The 20077-nt window shown below is 52.0% G+C and carries 19 protein-coding genes, 1 pseudogene and 1 riboswitch; of the genes and pseudogenes, 11 read left to right on the top strand and 9 right to left on the bottom strand.

The window, feature by feature from the left end; genetic code table 11:
• Positions 1-57: 57 nt before the first annotated feature.
• Together NMC31_RS16520 and yebS are read right to left on the bottom strand one after the other, a co-directional pair.
• Positions 58-2691: a PqiB family protein gene (locus NMC31_RS16520; RefSeq protein ID WP_149462797.1), complete on the bottom strand. Its 2634-nt coding sequence runs from the start codon at positions 2689-2691 to the stop codon at positions 58-60.
• Positions 2660-3943, bottom strand: a complete 1284-nt coding sequence (gene yebS / locus NMC31_RS16515; RefSeq protein WP_253898518.1) for a membrane integrity lipid transport subunit YebS — start codon at positions 3941-3943, stop codon at positions 2660-2662. The genes NMC31_RS16520 and yebS overlap by 32 nt, the downstream gene beginning before the upstream one ends.
• A gap of 144 nt (positions 3944-4087) precedes the next feature.
• Here yebS and NMC31_RS16510 point away from each other — a divergent pair, with 144 nt between their 5' ends.
• From NMC31_RS16510 to htpX, 4 genes are all read left to right on the top strand, one after another.
• Positions 4088-4585, top strand: a complete 498-nt coding sequence (locus tag NMC31_RS16510; protein WP_149462795.1) for a GAF domain-containing protein — start codon at positions 4088-4090, stop codon at positions 4583-4585.
• Between the two features lie 97 nt (positions 4586-4682).
• On the top strand, positions 4683-5357 hold the full coding sequence (proQ, locus tag NMC31_RS16505) for an RNA chaperone ProQ (protein ID WP_253898517.1): 675 nt from the start codon (positions 4683-4685) through the stop codon (positions 5355-5357).
• A 19-nt stretch (positions 5358-5376) separates the two neighbouring features.
• On the top strand, positions 5377-7425 hold the full coding sequence (prc, locus tag NMC31_RS16500; RefSeq protein WP_149462794.1) for a carboxy terminal-processing peptidase: 2049 nt from the start codon (positions 5377-5379) through the stop codon (positions 7423-7425).
• A gap of 202 nt (positions 7426-7627) precedes the next feature.
• The gene (gene htpX, locus NMC31_RS16495; protein ID WP_015964060.1) at positions 7628-8512 is read left to right on the top strand and encodes a protease HtpX; all 885 of its coding nucleotides are present in this window, start codon (positions 7628-7630) and stop codon (positions 8510-8512) included.
• A 30-nt stretch (positions 8513-8542) separates the two neighbouring features.
• Here htpX and NMC31_RS16490 read toward each other — a convergent pair whose 3' ends face one another.
• Positions 8543-9916 (bottom strand): MFS transporter, encoded by a 1374-nt coding sequence (locus NMC31_RS16490; RefSeq protein WP_253898516.1) that lies wholly within the window; start codon positions 9914-9916, stop codon positions 8543-8545.
• A 177-nt stretch (positions 9917-10093) separates the two neighbouring features.
• Here NMC31_RS16490 and kdgR point away from each other — a divergent pair, with 177 nt between their 5' ends.
• On the top strand, positions 10094-10885 hold the full coding sequence (gene kdgR / locus NMC31_RS16485) for a DNA-binding transcriptional regulator KdgR (RefSeq protein ID WP_149462792.1): 792 nt from the start codon (positions 10094-10096) through the stop codon (positions 10883-10885).
• 44 nt (positions 10886-10929) lie between these two features.
• On the opposite strand, the gene NMC31_RS16480 is transcribed toward kdgR, so the two are convergent.
• On the bottom strand, positions 10930-11169 hold the full coding sequence (locus NMC31_RS16480; RefSeq protein ID WP_253898515.1) for a YobH family protein: 240 nt from the start codon (positions 11167-11169) through the stop codon (positions 10930-10932).
• Between the two features lie 164 nt (positions 11170-11333).
• Between NMC31_RS16480 and mgrB the strand changes: the two genes are divergently transcribed.
• From mgrB to rlmA, 6 genes and pseudogenes are all read left to right on the top strand, one after another.
• On the top strand, positions 11334-11477 hold the full coding sequence (gene mgrB / locus NMC31_RS16475) for a PhoP/PhoQ regulatory lipoprotein MgrB (RefSeq protein WP_015964064.1): 144 nt from the start codon (positions 11334-11336) through the stop codon (positions 11475-11477).
• A 73-nt stretch (positions 11478-11550) separates the two neighbouring features.
• Positions 11551-11841 (top strand): YebO family protein, encoded by a 291-nt coding sequence (locus NMC31_RS16470; protein ID WP_149462790.1) that lies wholly within the window; start codon positions 11551-11553, stop codon positions 11839-11841.
• A 743-nt stretch (positions 11842-12584) separates the two neighbouring features.
• Positions 12585-12729 (top strand): annotated as a pseudogene (locus tag NMC31_RS16465) (DUF2627 domain-containing protein).
• Between the two features lie 12 nt (positions 12730-12741).
• Positions 12742-12951: a transcription antiterminator/RNA stability regulator CspE gene (gene cspE, locus NMC31_RS16460; RefSeq protein ID WP_001062678.1), complete on the top strand. Its 210-nt coding sequence runs from the start codon at positions 12742-12744 to the stop codon at positions 12949-12951.
• A gap of 215 nt (positions 12952-13166) precedes the next feature.
• A complete protein-coding gene (gene ftsI, locus NMC31_RS16455; RefSeq protein ID WP_149462789.1) occupies positions 13167-14909 on the top strand; it encodes a peptidoglycan glycosyltransferase FtsI in 1743 nt (580 codons plus the stop codon).
• Positions 14910-14972: 63 nt separating this feature from the next.
• Complete coding sequence (rlmA, locus tag NMC31_RS16450) at positions 14973-15770, top strand: 23S rRNA (guanine(745)-N(1))-methyltransferase (RefSeq protein ID WP_253898514.1); 798 nt, start codon at positions 14973-14975, stop codon at positions 15768-15770.
• Here the strand turns inward: rlmA and mntP are convergent.
• From mntP to manX, 5 genes are all read right to left on the bottom strand, one after another.
• Positions 15767-16336: a manganese efflux pump MntP gene (mntP, locus tag NMC31_RS16445; protein WP_149462872.1), complete on the bottom strand. Its 570-nt coding sequence runs from the start codon at positions 16334-16336 to the stop codon at positions 15767-15769. The two genes, rlmA and mntP, sit on opposite strands and share 4 nt — an antisense overlap.
• An 81-nt stretch (positions 16337-16417) precedes the next feature.
• A riboswitch (yybP-ykoY riboswitch) is annotated at positions 16418-16527 on the bottom strand.
• A 197-nt stretch (positions 16528-16724) separates the two neighbouring features.
• A complete protein-coding gene (locus NMC31_RS16440; protein WP_149462787.1) occupies positions 16725-17183 on the bottom strand; it encodes a DUF986 family protein in 459 nt (152 codons plus the stop codon).
• A 52-nt stretch (positions 17184-17235) separates the two neighbouring features.
• Positions 17236-18087: a PTS mannose transporter subunit IID gene (locus NMC31_RS16435; protein WP_149462786.1), complete on the bottom strand. Its 852-nt coding sequence runs from the start codon at positions 18085-18087 to the stop codon at positions 17236-17238.
• A 12-nt stretch (positions 18088-18099) separates the two neighbouring features.
• Positions 18100-18900, bottom strand: a complete 801-nt coding sequence (gene manY / locus NMC31_RS16430; protein WP_149462785.1) for a PTS mannose transporter subunit IIC — start codon at positions 18898-18900, stop codon at positions 18100-18102.
• Between the two features lie 62 nt (positions 18901-18962).
• Positions 18963-19925 (bottom strand): PTS mannose transporter subunit IIAB, encoded by a 963-nt coding sequence (gene manX / locus NMC31_RS16425; RefSeq protein ID WP_253898513.1) that lies wholly within the window; start codon positions 19923-19925, stop codon positions 18963-18965.
• Positions 19926-20077: the final 152 nt, after the last annotated feature.

Raw genomic sequence — 20077 nt, 5'->3', positions numbered from 1 at the left:
AGAGAGCGTGCAGTTTAGCATAAACGCCCCGGCGCAGTGACACCGGGGCGTTGAACGTTAACGCGGCAGGGCGGTGCCCCACTGACGCCACTCTTTCGGCTCCTCTTCCTGCAACAGGAAGTGTTTGCCTGCCTGGGCTTTCGGCGCGAGCGGGGTGCCTGGCGGTGTGGCAAAGGCAATACCGCCACGAATGAACTGATTGAAGGTGCCGGTTTTCACCACGCCCCCCGTCAGACCAAAGTCGAGGCTGTAACCGGATGCCAGCCAGAAGACTGAATTGTTGCGTACAAGGTGCTGATAACGTTTGCTGATGCGCAGCTCAACCATCACGCGATCGGAAAGTGAGCCCAGCGTCAGCCCCGTTACTGTGCCCACGTCGATACCACGGAACAGCACTGGCGTGCCAATGCCCAGCGAACCAGCTTCCGGCGCTTCCACCACCAGACTCAGCCCGTCGAGATAGCGGGAATCGGCGATGGTGGCTTCCTGAAGCTCGAATTCGCGACGTGGCGAGCCCTGACCCATCTCAACGTTGATGTAAGGTTGCAGGATGGTATCAAGGTGCTCTACACCGGCAGCGGAAATCTGCGGCGTCACAACCGAGAAGCGACTGCCGCGACGCGCGAAGGTATTCACATACTCCGGGTAAAGCACCGCGCGCGCCTGAACTTCATTGCGTCCGGCGTTCAGTTCCAGCGTTTGTACCTGTCCAATATCAATGCCCAGATAACGAATTGGCATACCTGCCGCCAGCTTCCCGGCATCAAAGGCGTGTAACGTAATTTGCCCGCCTACCGCGCGCGCCGCTGTTTCAGAGGCGAACAGGATACGTTTGTCGCCTTTACGGGTATTTCCGCCCGCGCCGCTCAGGTTATCGAAGCTGATCGCGCCCTTCAGCGCGCGAGACAGTGGCGAGGCCTGTACGGTTAAACCGCTCCCGTTCAACTGGACTTTGGCACCGCCTTCGGCCCAGAACACGCTGTCCGGCGTCAACAGGGAACGGTATTCCGGTTTGATGTGCAGCGAGATATCAAACGCGTTAGCGCGAGGGCTAACGGTAATCACTTCACCCACTTCAAACTTGCGATACAGCACCACGGAACCCGCCTGAATATCCGGCAAGGTTTCAGCCGTCAGGGTGAGGGTAGATGTAGGCAGCTCGCTCAGGCTATTTTCCTGCGCTTTCTCCAGGTTGGCGTACAGCGGATAATCTTCTTTCATCTCGCCTTTTTCACCCGGCAGAATACGGATCCCACCACTCAGCCATTCATTAGCGCTCGCGCCGAGGAATTCAACACCATCAAGGCCGACTTTGACATCAACGCGGCTATTAACAACAAACTTGCTGTCGCCATGAATGAGCTCGCGATATTGCGGTTCGATAGCGATAGTGAACGTTACGCCTTTATTGGTCAGCTTACGCTCCATCACCTGCCCGACCTTCACCCCGTGCAATATCAATGGTTGCCCGGCATCAATGCCGTAGCTTTCCGGCGCGCTCAGAGAAAGCGTCATGACATCTGGCTGTTGTAACAGCGTTTTACTGGACGGAAGCACCGCAAAGGTATCTTTTGCCTCGCCATCGCCGGGTACCAGCTCAAAAGTGCTACCCGTAAGGAGCATGCTGAGATTGGCGTTCTCCAGCGAGAGTTTTGGTTCATGGAGCTCAATACGTGTTTTTTCACGCAGCAGGCTGACTACGCTGGGATCAACGGTCATTTCGCCTGTAACAGAACTGTCGTCGTTAAGATTCAGTTTGGTCAGTTGCCCCACTTCCAGGCCCTGATAGAGCAGGGGAGTAGAACCCGCTTTCAGCCCCTGACCGCTGGGAAGCTGCAGTTTAACGATAACGCCGCGCTGGCTGTGGGCCAGATCTTCATACAAGCCGTACTCGTCATTTTGCACCGCAACTTCCGAGTTTTCCGGTGAGTCGAAGGCAATCGCCCCGTTAACCAACGCCGCTAAGCTTTCGAGCTGAACCTTCGCGCCGCTCAAGTCTACATCTGCTTTAATGCCCGACACGTTCCAGAACCGGCTGCCTTTTTTCACCAGATTCGTGAACCGGCGCTCAATCAACACATCAATCGTCACACCGCGCTTGTTGGCGTTAATGGCGTAATCGTAAACGCGTCCAACGGGAATTTTACGGTAATAGACCAGCGAGCCGCTGCTGAGCGAGCCGAGATCCGGCGCGTGCAGGTGAATCATCAACTCACCGTTATTCAGGCGATATTTGGGTTGCGTGTCCAGCGCGGTAAAGTGATCGCGCGCTTTACCTTTACCCGGCATCATACCGATATAGTTACCGCCAACCAGCGCATCCAGCCCGGAAACACCAGCCAGCGAGGCTTTAGGCGTCACCAACCAGAATTGTGTCTCATCACGCAGCGCGTCTTCCATATCGCTTTTAATACTGGCTTTCACTTCGATACGGTTCAGATCTTCCGTCAGGCGAATTTCCTGCACCGTACCGACTTCCACACCCTGATAGCGCACGGGCGTACGGCCAGGTACGATACCGTCCGCCGACATGAAGTCGATGGTAATGGTGGTGCCGCGATCTTCATAACTGTTCCAGATAAGCCAGCCTGCAATCATCAGCGCGATGATAGGCAGCAACCAGAAAGGTGAAATGCGACGTTTAATTTTAATTTTCGCTTCAGTCGGTGAAGCGGGCGTTTCCTGACTCATGAGCGTCCCAAAGTAAGCGGCTGTCCAGCCAATTAACAGCAAGAATAGTCAAAATAACCGCGGCACCGAAATAAAATGCAGCGGGGCCCATCGTAAAGGCGAGAAGCTGATCGCGATTAATCAGCGACATAGTCAACGAGATAACAAACAGATCCAGCATCGACCAGCGACCAATCCATGTTACAAATCGCAGCAACAGAATGCGTGTGCGCAGGCCCTGTTCACATTTGGAATGAATGCTAACCAGCAGCGTAAACAGCACGATGACCTTGGTAAACGGCACCAGAATACTGGCGAAGAATACCACGGCGGCAACGGCGACGTTACTGTCCGCCAGAGAAAGAATCCCCGACATAATGGTATCTTCCTGTCGCCCGCCATTAACGTAAATAATCGATATCGGCAAAAAGTTTGCCGGCAGCAGAAAAATGATAGAGGCAATCAGCGCCGCCCAGCATTTTTGCAGGCTCTGACGCCGCCGCCTGGTGAGCGGAACGTGGCAACGATGGCAGCGCCCGCGTGAATCCGGGAAGCCTGTGTGATGGCATTCCAGACACACCATCAGCCCTTCATGGGGTCGGGTGACCGGCCGTTGCGGATAGAAGCGCTCCCAGAGTTCCTCTATATTCAGATGGATAAGCGTCAGAATGCTAAGGATGACCAGCGAAATAAACGCCAACAGGCCGAGCCCCGGTTGCAGGAATGCGTAATCCTGTACCTTGATTGACGCAACGGCGACCCCGACCAGATAAATGTCCAGCATCACCCACTCTTTGAGCTTCTCCAGCATCAACAGCACCGGGCGCAGGTTCATGCCCAGAATGTTGCCAAGCCAGAGATAGGCGATGGCGATAACCAGCACTGCTGGCGCGGCGATGCTACAGAACAGCACCATCGCGGCGGTAATGGGATCGCCCTGGGCAGTCATTTGCTGAATCCCGTGTAGCACGTTTGCGTCGATACGTACGCCAAGCAGATGCAGGCGAAGCAGGGGCTCGCTCCAGGCGAACGGCATCAGCAGCATCATGGCAATCGCCATGGCGCCAAGACGTGTTAACGACCAGTCCCGACCGTCGCGAACTTTGGCATTGCAGCGCGGGCAATAGGCACATTGGTGCGATTTAACCAACGGTAACTGAAAAAGCGTGTCGCACTGCGGGCAACGTTGGTATTGTGCCTGCGGGATAGGATCACCCATTGAGTGAATACGAATTTTCTGCGTCGGTGTAATGCGTGATGTTTTTAGTGGCATTTATTACATCGTAGAATGAATGTATAACTCTATCTTAACTCATGAATGGATTGAACTTGAGCCCTGACGCATTTAATGCTTATTTTATAGGAGTATGCGTCGTCGATAGTATCAGTAATTGAAGTAGACAATAGTGGTTTAATAATGAACAAAACAGAACTTTACGCGGATCTCAACCGTGATTTTCAGGCATTGATGGCAGGTGAGAACAGTTTTCTAGCTGTAATCTCTAACACCAGCGCGTTGCTTTTTGAACGTCTGGCAGATGTGAACTGGGCTGGTTTTTATTTACTGGAAGGCGATACGCTGGTTTTGGGGCCATTCCAGGGCAAACTTGCATGCGTGCGCATTCCTGTTGGCCGAGGGGTATGCGGCACGGCGGTGGCGAAGAATGAAGTACAGCGCGTGGAAGATGTTCACGCGTTCGACGGTCATATCGCCTGTGATAGCGCCAGTAACGCTGAAATCGTACTGCCGCTGGTGGTTAACGGAGAGGTGATTGGCGTGCTGGATATCGATAGCCCGCTCTTTTCACGCTTCAGCGAAGAGGACGAACAGGGCCTGCGTGAACTGGTCGGTCATCTCGAAAATGTGCTTGCTGGCACCGATTATCAAAAATTCTTTGCCCGCGTCGAAGGATAATCAACGGATAACGTAGCATTTAGCGATGGCGTCATTATAATGTCGCCTGTTCATGCCTGCGGCTTGTTGGCTACGTCCGTTGTAATCAGGAAATTTCATGGAAAATCAACCTAAGTTGAATAGCAGTAAAGAAGTTATCGCATTTCTGGCCGAACGTTTTCCGCACTGCTTCAGTGCCGAAGGTGAAGCTCGCCCTCTGAAAGTCGGTATTTTTCAGGATCTTGTCGAGCGTGTTGATGGTGAGATGAACCTCAGCAAAACCCAATTACGTTCCGCATTACGTCTTTATACTTCAAGCTGGCGCTACCTTTACGGTATTAAAGCTGGCGCAGTACGTGTCGATCTCGACGGTAACCCTTGCGGCGAACTCGATGAGCAGCACGTTGCCCATGCTCGTCAGCAGCTTGAAGAAGCCAAAGCGCGTGTTCAGGCTCAGCGTGCTGAACAGCAGGCGAAAAAACGCGAAGCTGCCGCTGCTGCGGGTGAAGGTGATGCACCGCGTCGCGAGCGTAAGCCGCGTCCTCCGGTTCGCCGCAAAGAAAATGCTGAGCGTAAACCACGTGATGCTAAACCTGCTGCGAAAGCCGTACGCGAAGAAAAGCTTACTCCTGTTTCCGACATTTCTGCGCTGACCGTTGGTCAATCCCTGAAAGTCAAAGCGGGCAATAACGCAATGGACGCTACGATTCTGGAAATCACCAAAGATGGTGTCCGCGTGCAGCTTACTTCTGGTATGTCAATGATAGTACGCGCAGAACACCTGGTGTTCTGAAACGGAGGCCGGGCCAGGCATGAACAAACTTTTTAGGCTCTCCGCCCTCGCTGGCCTGTTTTTAATAACAGGCCACGCCTTAGCGGTGGAAGATATTACCCGTGTTGATCAAATTCCGATTCTTAAGGAAGAAACGCAGCACGCAACGGTGAGCGAGCGCGTGACATCGCGCTTTACCCGTTCTCATTATCGTCAGTTCGATCTCGACCAGTCTTTTTCCGCCAAGATTTTTGACCGCTATCTGAACCTGCTCGATTACAGCCATAACGTCCTGCTGGCCAGCGACGTTGCGCAGTTTGCTTCGAAGAAGGGACAGATTGGCGATGAACTGCGCTCGGGCAAGCTCGACGTGTTTTACGATCTCTACAATCTGGCGCAAAAGCGACGTTTTGAACGTTATCAGTACGCGCTGAAAGTGCTCGAACGCCCGATGGATTTCACCGGCAACGACACCTTCAATCTTGACCGGGCAAAAGCGCCATGGCCAAAAGATGAAGCCGAGCTGAACGCCCTGTGGGATGGCAAAGTCAAGTTCGATGAACTGAGCCTGAAGCTGACCGGGAAAGACGAAAAAGAGATCCGCGAAACCCTGACGCGTCGCTATAAGTTCGCGATTCGTCGTCTGGCGCAAACAAACAGCGAAGACGTTTTCTCGCTGGCGATGACCTCATTCGCGCGCGAAATCGACCCGCATACCAACTATCTCTCTCCGCGCAACACCGAGCAGTTCAACACTGAAATGAGCCTGTCTCTGGAAGGTATTGGCGCAGTCCTGCAAATGGATGATGACTACACGGTTATCAATTCCATGGTGGCTGGTGGGCCGGCGGCGAAAAGTAAAGCGATTACGGTCGGCGATAAAATTGTCGGCGTGGGTCAGGCAGGGAAAGGCATGGTCGATGTGATCGGCTGGCGTCTGGATGATGTCGTGGCGCTGATTAAAGGGCCGAAGGGCAGTAAAGTTCGCCTGGAAATCCTGCCAGCGGGTAAAGGTGCGAAAACTAAAATCGTCACCCTGACCCGTGAACGCATTCGACTCGAAGACCGCGCTGTGAAAATGTCGGTGAAAACCGTCGGCAAAGAGAAAGTGGGCGTGCTCGATATTCCGGGGTTCTATGTTGGCCTGACGGAAGACGTTAAGGTGCAGCTGCAGAAACTGGAAAAACAGAATGTCAGCAGCGTGATCATCGATCTACGTACCAACGGCGGCGGGGCATTGACCGAAGCGGTATCGCTCTCTGGCTTGTTCATTCCGTCCGGCCCGGTTGTGCAGGTGCGTGACAACAACGGTAAAGTGCGTGAAGACAGCGATAACGACGGCGTGGTGTACTACAAAGGCCCACTGGTGGTGCTGGTAGACCGCTTCAGTGCCTCGGCATCTGAAATCTTTGCTGCCGCCATGCAGGACTACGGACGCGCGTTGATCGTCGGTGAACCGACCTTCGGGAAAGGCACCGTCCAGCAGTACCGTTCTCTGAATCGCATTTACGATCAAATGCTGCGCCCGGAATGGCCAGCGCTGGGTTCCGTGCAGTACACCATCCAGAAGTTCTACCGCATTAACGGCGGCAGTACGCAACGTAAGGGTGTAACACCGGATATTCTGATGCCGACCGGTTCGGAAGAGACGGAGACGGGTGAGAAATTTGAAGATAACGCACTGCCGTGGGACAGCATCGACGCCGCGACCTATGTGAAATCTGATGATTTAACGCCCTTTGGCCCGGAACTGCTGAAACTGCACAATGCGCGCATCGCGAAAGATCCTGAATTCCAGTACATCATGAAGGATATCGCGCGCTTTAATGCGATGAAAGACAAGCGCAACATCGTTTCTCTAAACTACGCACAGCGCGAAAAAGAGAACCAGGAAGATGACGCAACTCGTCTGGCTCGCGTTAACGATCGCTACAAACGCGATGGCAAACCGTTGCTGAAGAACATTGACGATTTGCCGAAGGATTATCAGGAGCCGGATCCGTATCTGGATGAGACCGTGAATATTGCGGTCGACCTGGCCCATCTTGAAAAAGACAGGCCTGCCGCAACCCCTGCGACCAGCAAGTAATTCTCTCTAAATTAAACAGGCACAAGTGATTGTGCCTGTTTTTTTACATCTCTAAACCGCGCGTAAGCAAGTGTGCGAAAAAATGTAAAGTTGTGTCTTTATCGTGACTTACCCGCCGTGGATAGTTGAAAATTGTATTAATACCCATACGATGTGGGTAATCGCATAGTGCGTTTTGTTAAAACGAGGTTAAAAGTAAATTATGATGCGAATCGCGCTCTTCCTGTTGACCAACCTTGCTGTGATGGTTGTGTTTGGGCTGGTGCTAAGCCTGACAGGAATTCAGTCGAGCAGCATGACGGGCCTGCTGATTATGGCTCTGCTATTTGGTTTTGGGGGTTCTATCGTTTCGCTGATGATGTCGAAATGGATGGCACTGAAATCGGTAGGTGGGGAAGTGATTGAACAGCCGCGCAACGAAACGGAGCGCTGGCTGATGGACACTGTGGCACAGCAATCGCGTCAGGCTGGCATTGGTATGCCGCAGGTCGCTATCTATCATGCGCCGGATATCAACGCCTTTGCCACCGGCGCGCGCCGTGATGCGTCTTTGGTGGCGGTCAGTACCGGTCTGTTGCAGAACATGAGCCGTGACGAAGCGGAAGCGGTCATCGCGCACGAGATTAGCCACGTGGCTAACGGTGATATGGTGACCATGACGCTGATTCAGGGCGTGGTGAACACCTTTGTTATCTTCATCTCGCGCGTTATTGCGCAGATTGCCGCCGGTTTCCTGAGCGGTAACCGTGATGAAGGTGAAGAGGGCGGTAACGGTAACCCGCTTATCTATTTTGCGGTTTCAATGGTCCTTGAACTGGTGTTCGGTATTCTGGCCAGCATCATCACCATGTGGTTCTCGCGTCACCGTGAATTCCACGCGGATGCGGGTTCAGCGCGACTGGTAGGGCGCGAAAAAATGATCGCTGCTCTGCAACGTCTGAAAACCAGCTACGAACCGCAGGAAGCCAGCAGCATGATGGCCTTCTGCATCAACGGTAAGTCTAAAACGCTGAGTGAGCTGTTTATGACTCACCCGCCGCTGGATAAGCGTATCGAAGCGCTGCGTACCGGTGAATACCTGAAATAATGAAGAAGCGCCTCAATCGAGGCGCTTTTTTTAGCGCTGCACGCGCGGCTGCGTCACCCTCAAGCCGCTAAACAGCGCCGCGACCACCGCCAGACTTCCCGCCAGCAGCAATGACACATGTGTCCCGCTATCGCCAAAGGCATTGAACATCAACGCCACCAGCGCCGCACCGGTGCTCTGCCCCAGCAGGCGAGCTGTCCCCAGCATCCCGCTGGCACCACCGCTTCTCTGCCGAGGTGCGGCAGAAATAATGGTGTGGTTGTTGGGGGACTGAAACAGACCAAACCCTGCGCCGCACAGGATCATGCGCCAGATGATATCCAGATCGGAAGGCGATGAGGGCAGCAGAGCAAGCGCAAATAATCCGCAGGCCATTACCGCCATACCCAGCGCGCCAAGGAATCCGGCGTGGACTCGCTCAATTAAAGACCCGGCCAGCGGCGCCATTACCATGGTGGCTAATGGCCAGGGCGTCAGCAGCAAGCCCGTTTCCACTTCGCTGCGTCCCATCATGGTTTGCAGGAAGAAGGGAAGCGATACCAGTGCCAGCATCTGTGCGCAGAAAGAACAGATAGACGTGCAAATAGAGAGTGAGAACAACGGGATGCGTAGTAAATCGACCGGTAATAGCGGTACGGGTAAACGCAACTGACGACGGATGAAAAAGAAACCGACAATCAGTAACAGCACCACTTCTGCCACCACCTGTGTGGTCGATTGGCCCTGCGCGAAACCACCCAGCGCGGTGATCAGCAGACCAAATGTCAGGGCATTCATGATTGCGCTTGGCAGATCAAAGCGCGTGGCCTGGCTGCGTGAGCCGTTTGCGGGCAGATAACGCACCGCCAGCACCCACGAGATAATGCCCAGCGGCACGTTCACAAGGAATAGCCATTGCCATGACGCGACGGACAGAATCGCCGCCGCGATGGTGGGCCCGGCTGCGGAGGAGACGGCAACCACAAAGGAGTTAATACCCATGCCGCGTCCCAACTGGCGCTGCGGGTAGATAAGCCGGATGAGCGCCGTGTTCACGCTCATCAGCGCCGCGCCGCCAAGGCCCTGCGCCACGCGTGCAAGCGTTAGCATCTCCAGCGAGTTCGACATTGCACACAGCCCGGAAGCGAGGGTAAAGACAATGAGCCCAATTTTGTAGATTCGGTGATAGCCAATCATGTCCCCCAGAAAAGCCAACGACAGCAGCGAGATGACAATAGCAATTTGATAGGCGTTGACTATCCAGATAGACGCTGCCGGTGAGGCATGCAGATCGCTGGCGATTGTCGGTAAGGCAACGTTGGCGATAGCCCCATCGAGCACCGCCATCGTAATACCGAGCACAATGGTTAAGATAGCACCATACCGTTGAGGGACAGGCACGCCATCCGAGAGTGTTTTATCCATGGGAAAAATGCGGTTTTTAAGAAATTATTTGTCAGAAAACTATTTTAGCATTGATTATCCGGCTGTATGTCGCAGATTTGTAACCAGGTTGCAGAAGATTCATTGCGACGAAGGCGTTGCGAAATTATAATAAAAACCGGTTCTAATTTTTATAAAACAGATGCGATGAGGTGATTAATGGCAGTTGCAGATTTGGATAAACAGCCAGATTCTGTCTCTTCAGTATTGAAGGTTTTTGGCATCCTGCAGGCGCTTGGTGAAGAGCGCGAAATCGGAATTACCGAACTGTCGCAGCGTGTCATGATGTCGAAAAGCACTGTTTATCGCTTTTTGCAAACCATGAAATCATTGGGATACGTTGCCCAGGAAGGGGAATCTGAAAAGTATTCGTTAACGCTTAAGCTGTTTGAGCTGGGCGCGCGTGCATTACAGAACGTTGATTTAATTCGTAGTGCAGACATTCAGATGCGTGAACTCTCACGTCTGACGAAAGAGACGATTCACCTTGGCGCGCTGGATGAAGACAGCATTGTTTATATTCATAAAATTGACTCGATGTACAACCTGCGTATGTACTCTCGCGTCGGTCGTCGTAACCCACTTTACAGTACTGCGATTGGTAAAGTACTGCTGGCCTGGCGTGATCGCGATGAAGTGCGTGAAATTCTGCAGGATGTGGAATATAAGCACAGCACCGATCGCACAATCACCAGCACTGATGAACTGATGCCGGTACTGGATCTGGTTCGTCAGCAGGGTTATGGTGAAGATAACGAAGAGCAGGAAGAAGGTCTGCGTTGTATTGGCGTACCTGTCTTTGACCGATTTGGCGTGGTCATCGCGGGTTTAAGTATTTCATTCCCGACGCTGCGTTTCTCTGAAGAACGCCTGCACGAGTATGTTGCGATGCTGCATACGGCGGCGCGTAAGATTTCAGAGCAGTTAGGCTATAACGATTATCCCTTTTGATTAGACGCTTAATCAAAAAAACGCCGCGACATCGCGGCGTTTTTTTATCCATTATCGACGACAGTTTCACTTTTTCGCAGGACCGGGTAATCGGCCAGGCCAATAATCCCGCTGCTGGAGTGAACGTATTGTGCTGTGCTGGTGCCTCGTGCGGTCAGATATTTACATTGCAGCCCCAAACCGCCGGCATTCTCAGTGCTGCCGATTAAAACACCATAACCGCTCAGCAATATGCCAATCCAGACAATGGCCAGTATAATAATTGTTCTGATCGCAAATCTCATGACATCCTCGCGTCTTTTCTATCCTTGTTAATAGAGTAGCTTTTCAATATTGCGAGACAACTCCATGATTCCTAAAAGCAGAATTTATCTGTACAGTTAGCCGCGGTTTAAGATGTCCGTGTTAATTTGATCATCTGTTAATGCTATATGTCGTGGAGTGTGGAGTGAAAAAATTTCGGTGGGTGTTACTGATTGTCGTACTGGCGGCCTGTTTGCTGCTCTGGACTCAGACGCTCAACGTGTTGTGCGACCAGGATGTTCAGTTCTTTAACGGGATCTGCAGCATCAACAAATTCATTCCCTGGTAAAACATTTTTTTCATCAACGATTTCCTTCCTTAATGCGAGTGGTAGAATAGCCCGTTCCTTTTGAGGTGGTGAAATGAGTGATCTAGTAAGTTCTGGGGCATTAAATCTGGCGTCTGTCGTGGTATCTGTTCTGCTGTTGGTCGTGGGGCTGGTACTTTGGTTCTTTGTTAACCGTGCAAGTTCGCGCACCAGTGAGCAAATTGAACTGCTTGAAGCATTGTTGGATCAGCAAAAGCGTCAGAATGCGCTGCTGCGTCGACTCTGTGAAGCAAATGAACCTGAAAAATCGGCAGTCGAAGAGAAAGCCGTTGCAGCAAAAAACGAAGAAGAAGATGATTTCATTCGCCTGGTGGCGGAACGATAATCTTATCTCCTCTTCACTCCGGCTGTCTAAGCAGGCCGCCGGAGTCGGAAGGTTGCACCGCCATGGTGCATGCCGTGTCTACAAGAGTGTAACCTCTCCCTATCATCCAATTTCCTGATGCGTCTCAGACCTGGTTCAGTGGAGTTTCTCAACTGCGAGCTTGTATCTGTTTGTATTTATGCTTAATTTTTTACCAGACCAACCATCTGTTCAATTATCCATCACCCAAATGTATGAGTAACGGATATCAACTTTAATTGCGCAACCCACTTATTGATTTTTCATAAAGAATGAGCGAAACGTTTTTATTGTGTGGTGATAACCTTGTGTCATTAAACGGTCATTATTTTGGTGCAACCTAAGTGCATTATTTGGCACATGTGAGTCACCACGGCAGTATAACGAAACGTTACTAACTTATAACCGGTTATCAAAATGCACCTTTCAAAAATTAGTGCGTAAATAGTCTAACGATATAAAAAATTTTTGATGCCGCTTCGCTTTTCTGGACGCATTGAAAATGTTGGTCTATGGTAAAAAAGTCTTACGTTACCGTAAGGTAGGTGAGATATAAGAGACGTGCCGGGGCGCGTCAGACGACTGTTTGCCGCATAAATGCGTAGTCGATCAAATGATTGTTGTATGATTTGTGCGGCTGATCGAGACACGTTTAAAAATGGCTTGCCATTATTAACGTTGTATGTGATAACACGTTTTGGGTTAAACGAGGTACAGTTCTGTCTATGTATGGCATTATCAGTAAAGAAGTCCTGAGTAAACACGTTGACGTTGAATACCGCTTCTCTGCCGAACCTTATATTAGTGCCTCATGCAGTCATGTCTCAGTTTTATCTATGAATGCGCCCACGGGCGAAGAAAACACTCTAAGGAATTTTGCAAATGGCAAAGATTAAAGGTCAAGTTAAGTGGTTCAACGAGTCTAAAGGTTTTGGCTTCATTACTCCGGCTGACGGCAGCAAAGATGTATTCGTACACTTCTCTGCAATCCAGGGTAACGGCTTCAAAACTCTGGCTGAAGGCCAGAACGTTGAGTTCGAAATTCAGGACGGCCAGAAAGGCCCAGCTGCAGTTAACGTAACTGCAATCTGATTCGACTGCCACTGATGCTTTGATGCGTGCGCGCATCATAATCAGCCTTAAAGCCTCGCAACTGCGGGGCTTTTTACAATCTTTGCAAAGTGTTTCTGTTTTCCCCTCTGGTCGTCCTTTGTTGCAAATCCGCAATCTTATTAGCATTGTTGCACGATAAATCTCTGAACTATTCCTGTTAAATCAGTCCGTTGCTTTTTAACGCTGGAGTCAGAGTGCAAGATAAATCCCGAGGGAAGCCCCCTCAATTTACCCCCGTCCGGTTTGGCCTGGTGTGCGCCGGTATTTTAAGCTGTCTGGGCTTCCTCCTCGCGCGAGTTGGCTGGTTGCAAATTGTCTCTCCCGATAACCTGGTTAAGCAGGAAGATATGCGCTCGGTGCGCGAAGAACCGATTGATGTGCCACGCGGGATGATTGTCGATCGCGAAAATCGGCCACTGGCCGTGAGCGTGCCGGTCAGCGCGATATGGGTTGATCCGAAAACCCTGATTGAGAAGGGCGGCGTAGGTTTCGATAACCGCTGGCAGGCACTGGCGAAAGCGTTAAACCTCTCCTTAAGCGCATTACAGGCCCGCGTAAACGCGCACCCGCACAGCCGATTTCTCTATCTTGCCCGTCAGGTGGACCCGCTTCAGGCGCAATGGATTGATAAATTGCATCTGCCGGGCATTAACCTGCGTGAAGAGTCGCGCCGCTTTTATCCCGCAGGCCACGTGGCGGCAAACCTGATTGGTTTTACCAATGTCGACGATCAGGGCATTGAGGGTATTGAAAAAAGCTTTAACAGCCAGCTCATTGGCAAACCGGGTTTGCGTCAGGTGCGTAAAGACAAATTTGGCCGGGTTATTGAAAACATTACCGAAATGGCTCCCATACCCGCGCATAATATTCAGCTCAGTATTGATGAGCGTCTGCAAACGGTAACGGAAGACGCGCTGGATAACGCTGTGCGCTGGAATAAAGCTGCCTCTGGCGCTGCCGTACTCGTGAAAATCGATACCGGTGAAATTTTGTCTATGGCAAGCTACCCGGACTACAACCCGAACAACCGCGAAGCTGCAACGCTGGATGATTTCCGTAACCGTGCCATCAGCGACACCTTTGAACCCGGTTCCACTGTTAAACCGCTGGTGATCATGACCGCGCTTCAGCAGGGCATTGTTCGCCCGGATAGTGTCGTCGATACCCACCCTTACACGCTGGATGGTCATCGCATTCGCGACGTGGGCTATTATCCGGAGCTCACGCTCACCGGGATTTTACAGAAATCGAGCGACACGGGCGTCTCGCGACTGTCGCTGGCGATGCCGGTACAAAAGCTGCTGGACACCTACACCGCATTTGGTTTTGGTGAGCCGACCGGATTGGGTTTGACCGGCGAAAGCCAGGGTTTGTTACCGCATCGTCGTTACTGGGGCGAGCTGGATCGCGCGACGTTTGCCTTTGGCTACGGTTTAATGGTCACGCCGCTGCAGCTGGCGCATGTCTACGCGACCATTGGCGGCTTTGGCGTTTCGCGTCCGCTATCGATTACCCGTATTGATCCGCCGGTCATTGGTCATCGGGTGATGCCCGAACCATTAGTACATCAGGTTGAACATATGATGGAAAGCGTCGCGCTGCCAGGCGGTGGCGGGACTAAAGCCGCCGTTCGTGATTATCGTGTAGCGGTAAAAACCGGGACCGCCAAGAAAATTGGCGACGACGGGAAATATGTCGATAAATATGTCGCGTATACCGCAGGTGTGGCCCCTGCCAGCAATCCCCAGTTTGCGCTGGTTGTGGTGATCAACGAACCGCAAAACGGGCAGTATTACGGCGGCGCGGTTTCCGCGCCAGTATTCAGTCAGATTATGGGCGACGTGTTACGTCTGGAGAACGTCATGCCGGATGGTTTACCACAGGGCTCAGATAATTTGATTGTGATGCACGCGCCTGCGGGGGCGCCTGCGCTCTAAATCCTCCCACTCAGGGGCGAAAAGCGTTACACTTTCGCCCTTTGAATGTTCCCCGGAGTTGTTATGTCCTGGAGTTGCCCACTCTGCCACGCGCCGCTCACCCGTAGCGGAAACAGCTATTGCTGTCCTCAACGCCATCAGTTTGATATGGCGAAAGAAGGTTATGTCAATTTACTGCCCGTGCAGCACAAGCGTTCCCGCGATCCGGGCGACAGTACAGAGATGATGCAGGCGCGGCGCGCCTTCCTGGATGCCGGGCACTATCAACCCTTACGTGATGCCATTTGTGCGAAGCTTGACGAAATAAAGCCAGTGCAATTACTGGATATCGGCTGCGGGGAAGGGTATTACACTCATGCTTTTGCCGAAATTGCCGGGCATACGTGGGGCCTGGATGTGGCGAAGAACGCCATTCGCGCCGGGGCAAAGCGTTATACGAATGTCGATTTTTGCGTCGCTTCCAGCCAGCGCCTGCCGTTTGAAGATAACTGCATGGACGTGGTGGTTCGTATTTACGCACCCTGCAATCCTGAAGAGCTGGCAAGAGTCGTTAAACCGGGCGGATGGGTAATAACGGTTACGCCGGGGCCGCGACATTTAGTTGAGCTAAAAGGGCTAATTTATGACGAAGTCCAGTTGCATGCGCCACATTCGGAAACGTTGCCGGGCTTTGCGCTGCAAACGCACGATGCGCTAGCGTATCCGATGCAGTTGAGCGGGGCGGAAGCGGTGACGTTATTGCAGATGACGCCGTTTGCCTGGCGCGCGAAACCGGAGGTGTGGGAGACGTTGAAAGGGCAGAAATGCTTTGACTGCCAGACCGATTTTGCAATTCATGTCTGGCAGCGTTTGGACGATTAACCGGCGAAATGGCTGTAGAGAATTTCTGCGCCAATGCCGATAAGCACAATACCGCCCAGAATTTCAGCCCGTTTGCCGAGCAGCGGGCCGATAAAGCGACCAATCATCATGCCCAGCGTGGACATGGTGAAGGTTGCGCAGCCAATGGCCAGCGCCATTACCAGAATATTGACCTGTAAAAACGCCAGACCGACACCGACCGCCATCGCATCAAGGCTGGTGGCAATCGCGGTGGTGACTAATAACCAGAAACCGTGACGGCGGGGCGGTTCACAATCTTCATCGCTATCATCGCCCCGGAACCCTTCGACAATCATACGTCCGCCTAAAAAGACCAGCAGCACGAACGCCACCCAATGGCTCCACTCCAGCACAAAGCGGCTGGCGAGCATACCCAGCCCCCAGCCAATCAGCGGGGTAAGGGTTTCAATAACGCCAAAGATAAGACCAGTGCGAATGGCTTCAGAGAATTTTGGTTTGTGTAGCGTGGCGCCTTTACCCATCGATGCAGCGAAAGCATCCATCGACATGCCAAGGGCGAGGAGAATAATTGCGTATGCGTTCATCAGAGCGTCCAGACCGGGAATATCCATATGACACACTCCTGCCCCCAGTAAACAGCAGTAAGCGCATCTATGGTCTCGCCTAACCATTCTGGGTGGAATGAATGGTTCGTACGTGCCACGTTTTGCAACGAGTATGTTGACACGCACATTTTCAGATGACTGAAAATCGGCTACTCCCCAACGACGGACGCAACATTAACATATTTTTAGAATATAAACCAAGAACAGAAAGTGTTATTCTTTTTAATTAAATGATAACGATTTTCATTTGCGAAATAAGGTGAGAAAAACGTTAATCATTATCGTGTATTTTTTGAAGGAATATAGCCAACGCTATATTAAAAGTGCCTTAAAATAGCACAACTATAGCACTGGCTATATTTATAACCTATTGAGATGAAAGAAGAAGTTTAGATATCTTTTCGAGGTCATCAATATTCTTCACACGAACCAGCAGACGCCGTTGTTCTAATTGCATCACCAGCACGCCATCCTCGGATAAATTCATCTGTTTCACCCGTGGATATTCAATCCAGATATTGGCGAAGAAAAAGCCCATCGATTTGAAAATGATTTTTGGGCTGCGGATCCAGAACAGATAAAGGCCCATCAGTGCCAGCGACGATAACAGCCAGGTGGTGATTTGTGCACCATTATTGTTGATGTTGTTATAGATGAGAATTGCAATAAGGCCGACGAAAATTGCGCCATCAATACGGTTACGACGCAGAAGGGGGATAGAAAGCAGCGTGGCGCCATGACGGCGGGGCATGATGAACTGGTCGTATAGAGCGAAAGCCAGCAGTGCGATGATAAAGAAAACCAGTACCCAATCCGTTATTGTCATTAAGCCTCCGAATAAAAAACCGGGGGCCTGAGCCCCCGGCGTACAACAGATATTACAGACCCAGCAGGCCGATTGCGTAGCCCACGATACCGATGACGAAGAAGCCAACGATGATCCACAGCGGGTTAACTTTCTTACGCAGCAGCCACATACAGGCGAAGGTCAGCAGCAGCGGTACCAGACCCGGCATCAGCTGGTCCAGGATGGTCTGCACAGTGGTGACGCGCGTCTGTCCATCCTGACCGGTAATGGTCGAAACCACCAACGGGATGTTGACGTGCGTCCACTTGTTAACCAATGCCCCCATGACAAACAGGCCGAGGATTGACGCCCCCTCAGTCAGTTTCTGCAGGAAGCCGCCGCCCATATCTTTAACGATATCGACACCTTTACGGTAGCCGTACGCCACACCGTAGTAACGGGTAGCCAGACGCACCACGTTAAACAGGATGAAGAACAGCAGAGGCCCAAGCAGGCTGCCGCTCATCGCAATACCCGCACCCAATGCCGCGAAGACCGGACGTACAGTACCCCAGAAGATCGGGTCGCCGACGCCTGCCAGCGGGCCCATCAGACCGACTTTGATACCGTTGATTGCTGCATCGTCAATTTCAGCGCCGTTAGCACGCTGTTCTTCCATCGCAAGCGTTACGCCCAGAACCGGCGCTGCAACGTAGGGATGGGTGTTAAAGAACTCCAGGTGACGCTTGATAGCCTGTTTACGCGCATCGTTGTTCTCAGGATACAGACGACGGATCGCCGGTACCATGGAGAAGCAGAAGCCCAGCGCCTGCATACGTTCGAAGTTCCAAGAACCCTGGAACAGGTTTGAACGCAGGAACACGCCACGGATATCGCTCGGAGTGAGTTTTTTCTCGGTGGTAGTTTGAGTTGTATCAACCATGTCGCTCACCTGTTAGTCCAGTTCGTTATCAAGATCATTTGCGCCAGCAGCCGGAGCCGCAGCACCCGCAACGCGGTTATATTTCGGGCTCAACTGAATGTACAGAATCGCCATTACCGCACCAATCACACCCAGCGCAACCAGGTTGAAGTTGGTGAAGGCAGCGGTGACGAAGCCCAGGTAGAAGAACGGCATCAGGTAGCCCGCACGCATCATGTTAATAACCATGGCGTAACCGACGACAACGATCATACCACCAGCGATGTTCAGGCCGCTGGTGACCACTTCCGGAATCGCGTTCAGCATGTTCTGCACTTCGCTGGTACCCACAGACACCGCCACGATCACTGCCGGGATAGCGATACGCATCGCCTGCAGGAACAGTGAGGAGACGTGGATCCAGGACAGCGCCGTCAGGTTGCCATTTTCGGCCGCCTTATCCGCCGCGTGCTGGAATGCCACGGTAATGGTACGTACGATGATGGTCAGAACCTGGCCTGCGGCTGCCAGAGGAATCGCCAGCGCGATACCGGCGCCGATACTCTGATGACCTGCAATAACCAGAATGGTTGAGATGATGGAAGCCAGCGCGGCATCAGGCGCAACCGCCGCACCGATGTTCATCCAGCCCAGGGCGATCATTTCCAGCGTACCACCGATGATGATACCGGTTTTCATATCGCCGAGAACGATACCGACCAGGGTACAAGCAACGAGCGGTCGGTGGCACTGAAACTCATCAAGGATCGACTCCATACCTGCGATACAGGCGACGATGAATATCAGCACAATTTGAAGAGTGGTAATCTCCATTGTACTTCTCCTATAAACGTAAGACTAAAGTGTGAAAACGGAGTGACAATCAACGAGATAGCTTATTTGCCAATCTTGTTGATCAGATCCATCATTTTCAGTTTCGGATCGTTGGAGACCTTACGGACTTCCAGTTCGATACCACGGTCGTTCAGTTTTCTGAACGCTTCGATATCTTTTTCATCGACCGAAACGGCGTTATTCACCTGAGTTTTACCCTGGCGGAAAGCCATACCACCGATGTTGATAGAGGTGAATTTCACACCACCTTCAGCAAGGCGTTCGACATCCGTCGGGTTCGTGAACAGCAGCATCACTCGTTCACCCGCGTATTTCGGGTTGTTGTAGACGCGAAGCATCTTGGCAATATCAACCACATGCGCGGTTACGCCCGGAGGAGCAACCTGTGTCAGCAGGGTTTTACGTACGGTATCTGCGGCAACTTCATCGCTGACAACGATGATGCGGCGGACGTTGGTTTCTTTAGTCCAGCGGGTGGCTACCTGGCCGTGGATTAAACGGTCATCGATACGCGCCAGGCCAATGACCATGTAGTCATTTTCACCCATTGGTTTAACCGGTGCCGCAGGTTTCGCTGCGACCGGGGCTGGTGCCGCTTTTTCAACCGGCTTCGCTTTCAGCGCTTTCACGCCTTCACGCCCGGTTTCAACGGCGATCGCCACCAGCTCATCAAACGATGGGTTATCATCACGCGCCATCAGCGTTTCCACTAACATCGGGATGTTGACGCCCGCAATGACTTCATACTGTTCTTTATCAACGACAATGCGGCTGGCCGCGTTGAACGGGCTTCCGCCCCAGGTATCAACGAGGAACAACACGCCTTTGCTGGTATCAAGCTTTGCCAGTTGTGCGTTGTATTTTTCGATCAGCGTCTCGGCGTTTTCGCCAGGTACGAAATCGATCCAACCCACATTTTCCTGCTCGCCCAACAGCATCTCTGCCGTCTTCAGCAGTTGTTCTGCTGCCCAACCATGTGTGCCTATTACAATAGCAATCGTCACTTGCTACCTCCTTTTATTATCGTCGCATCAGGCGGGCTGATGCCTGTTGAAGCGATGTCGTGACCGAATCGATTCAGATAAGGGTTTGAGAGAAAAAATTAATAACTACCGAGAATTATTTTAGATAGTGAAAAAATAATTAATGTGATGAA

This window comes from Pseudocitrobacter vendiensis (genome assembly GCF_943590815.1).
Lineage (GTDB): Bacteria > Pseudomonadota > Gammaproteobacteria > Enterobacterales > Enterobacteriaceae > Pseudocitrobacter > Pseudocitrobacter vendiensis.
Note: the sequence above shows the minus strand (reverse complement) of the source record. Positions and strands in the feature narration are given on the sequence as shown.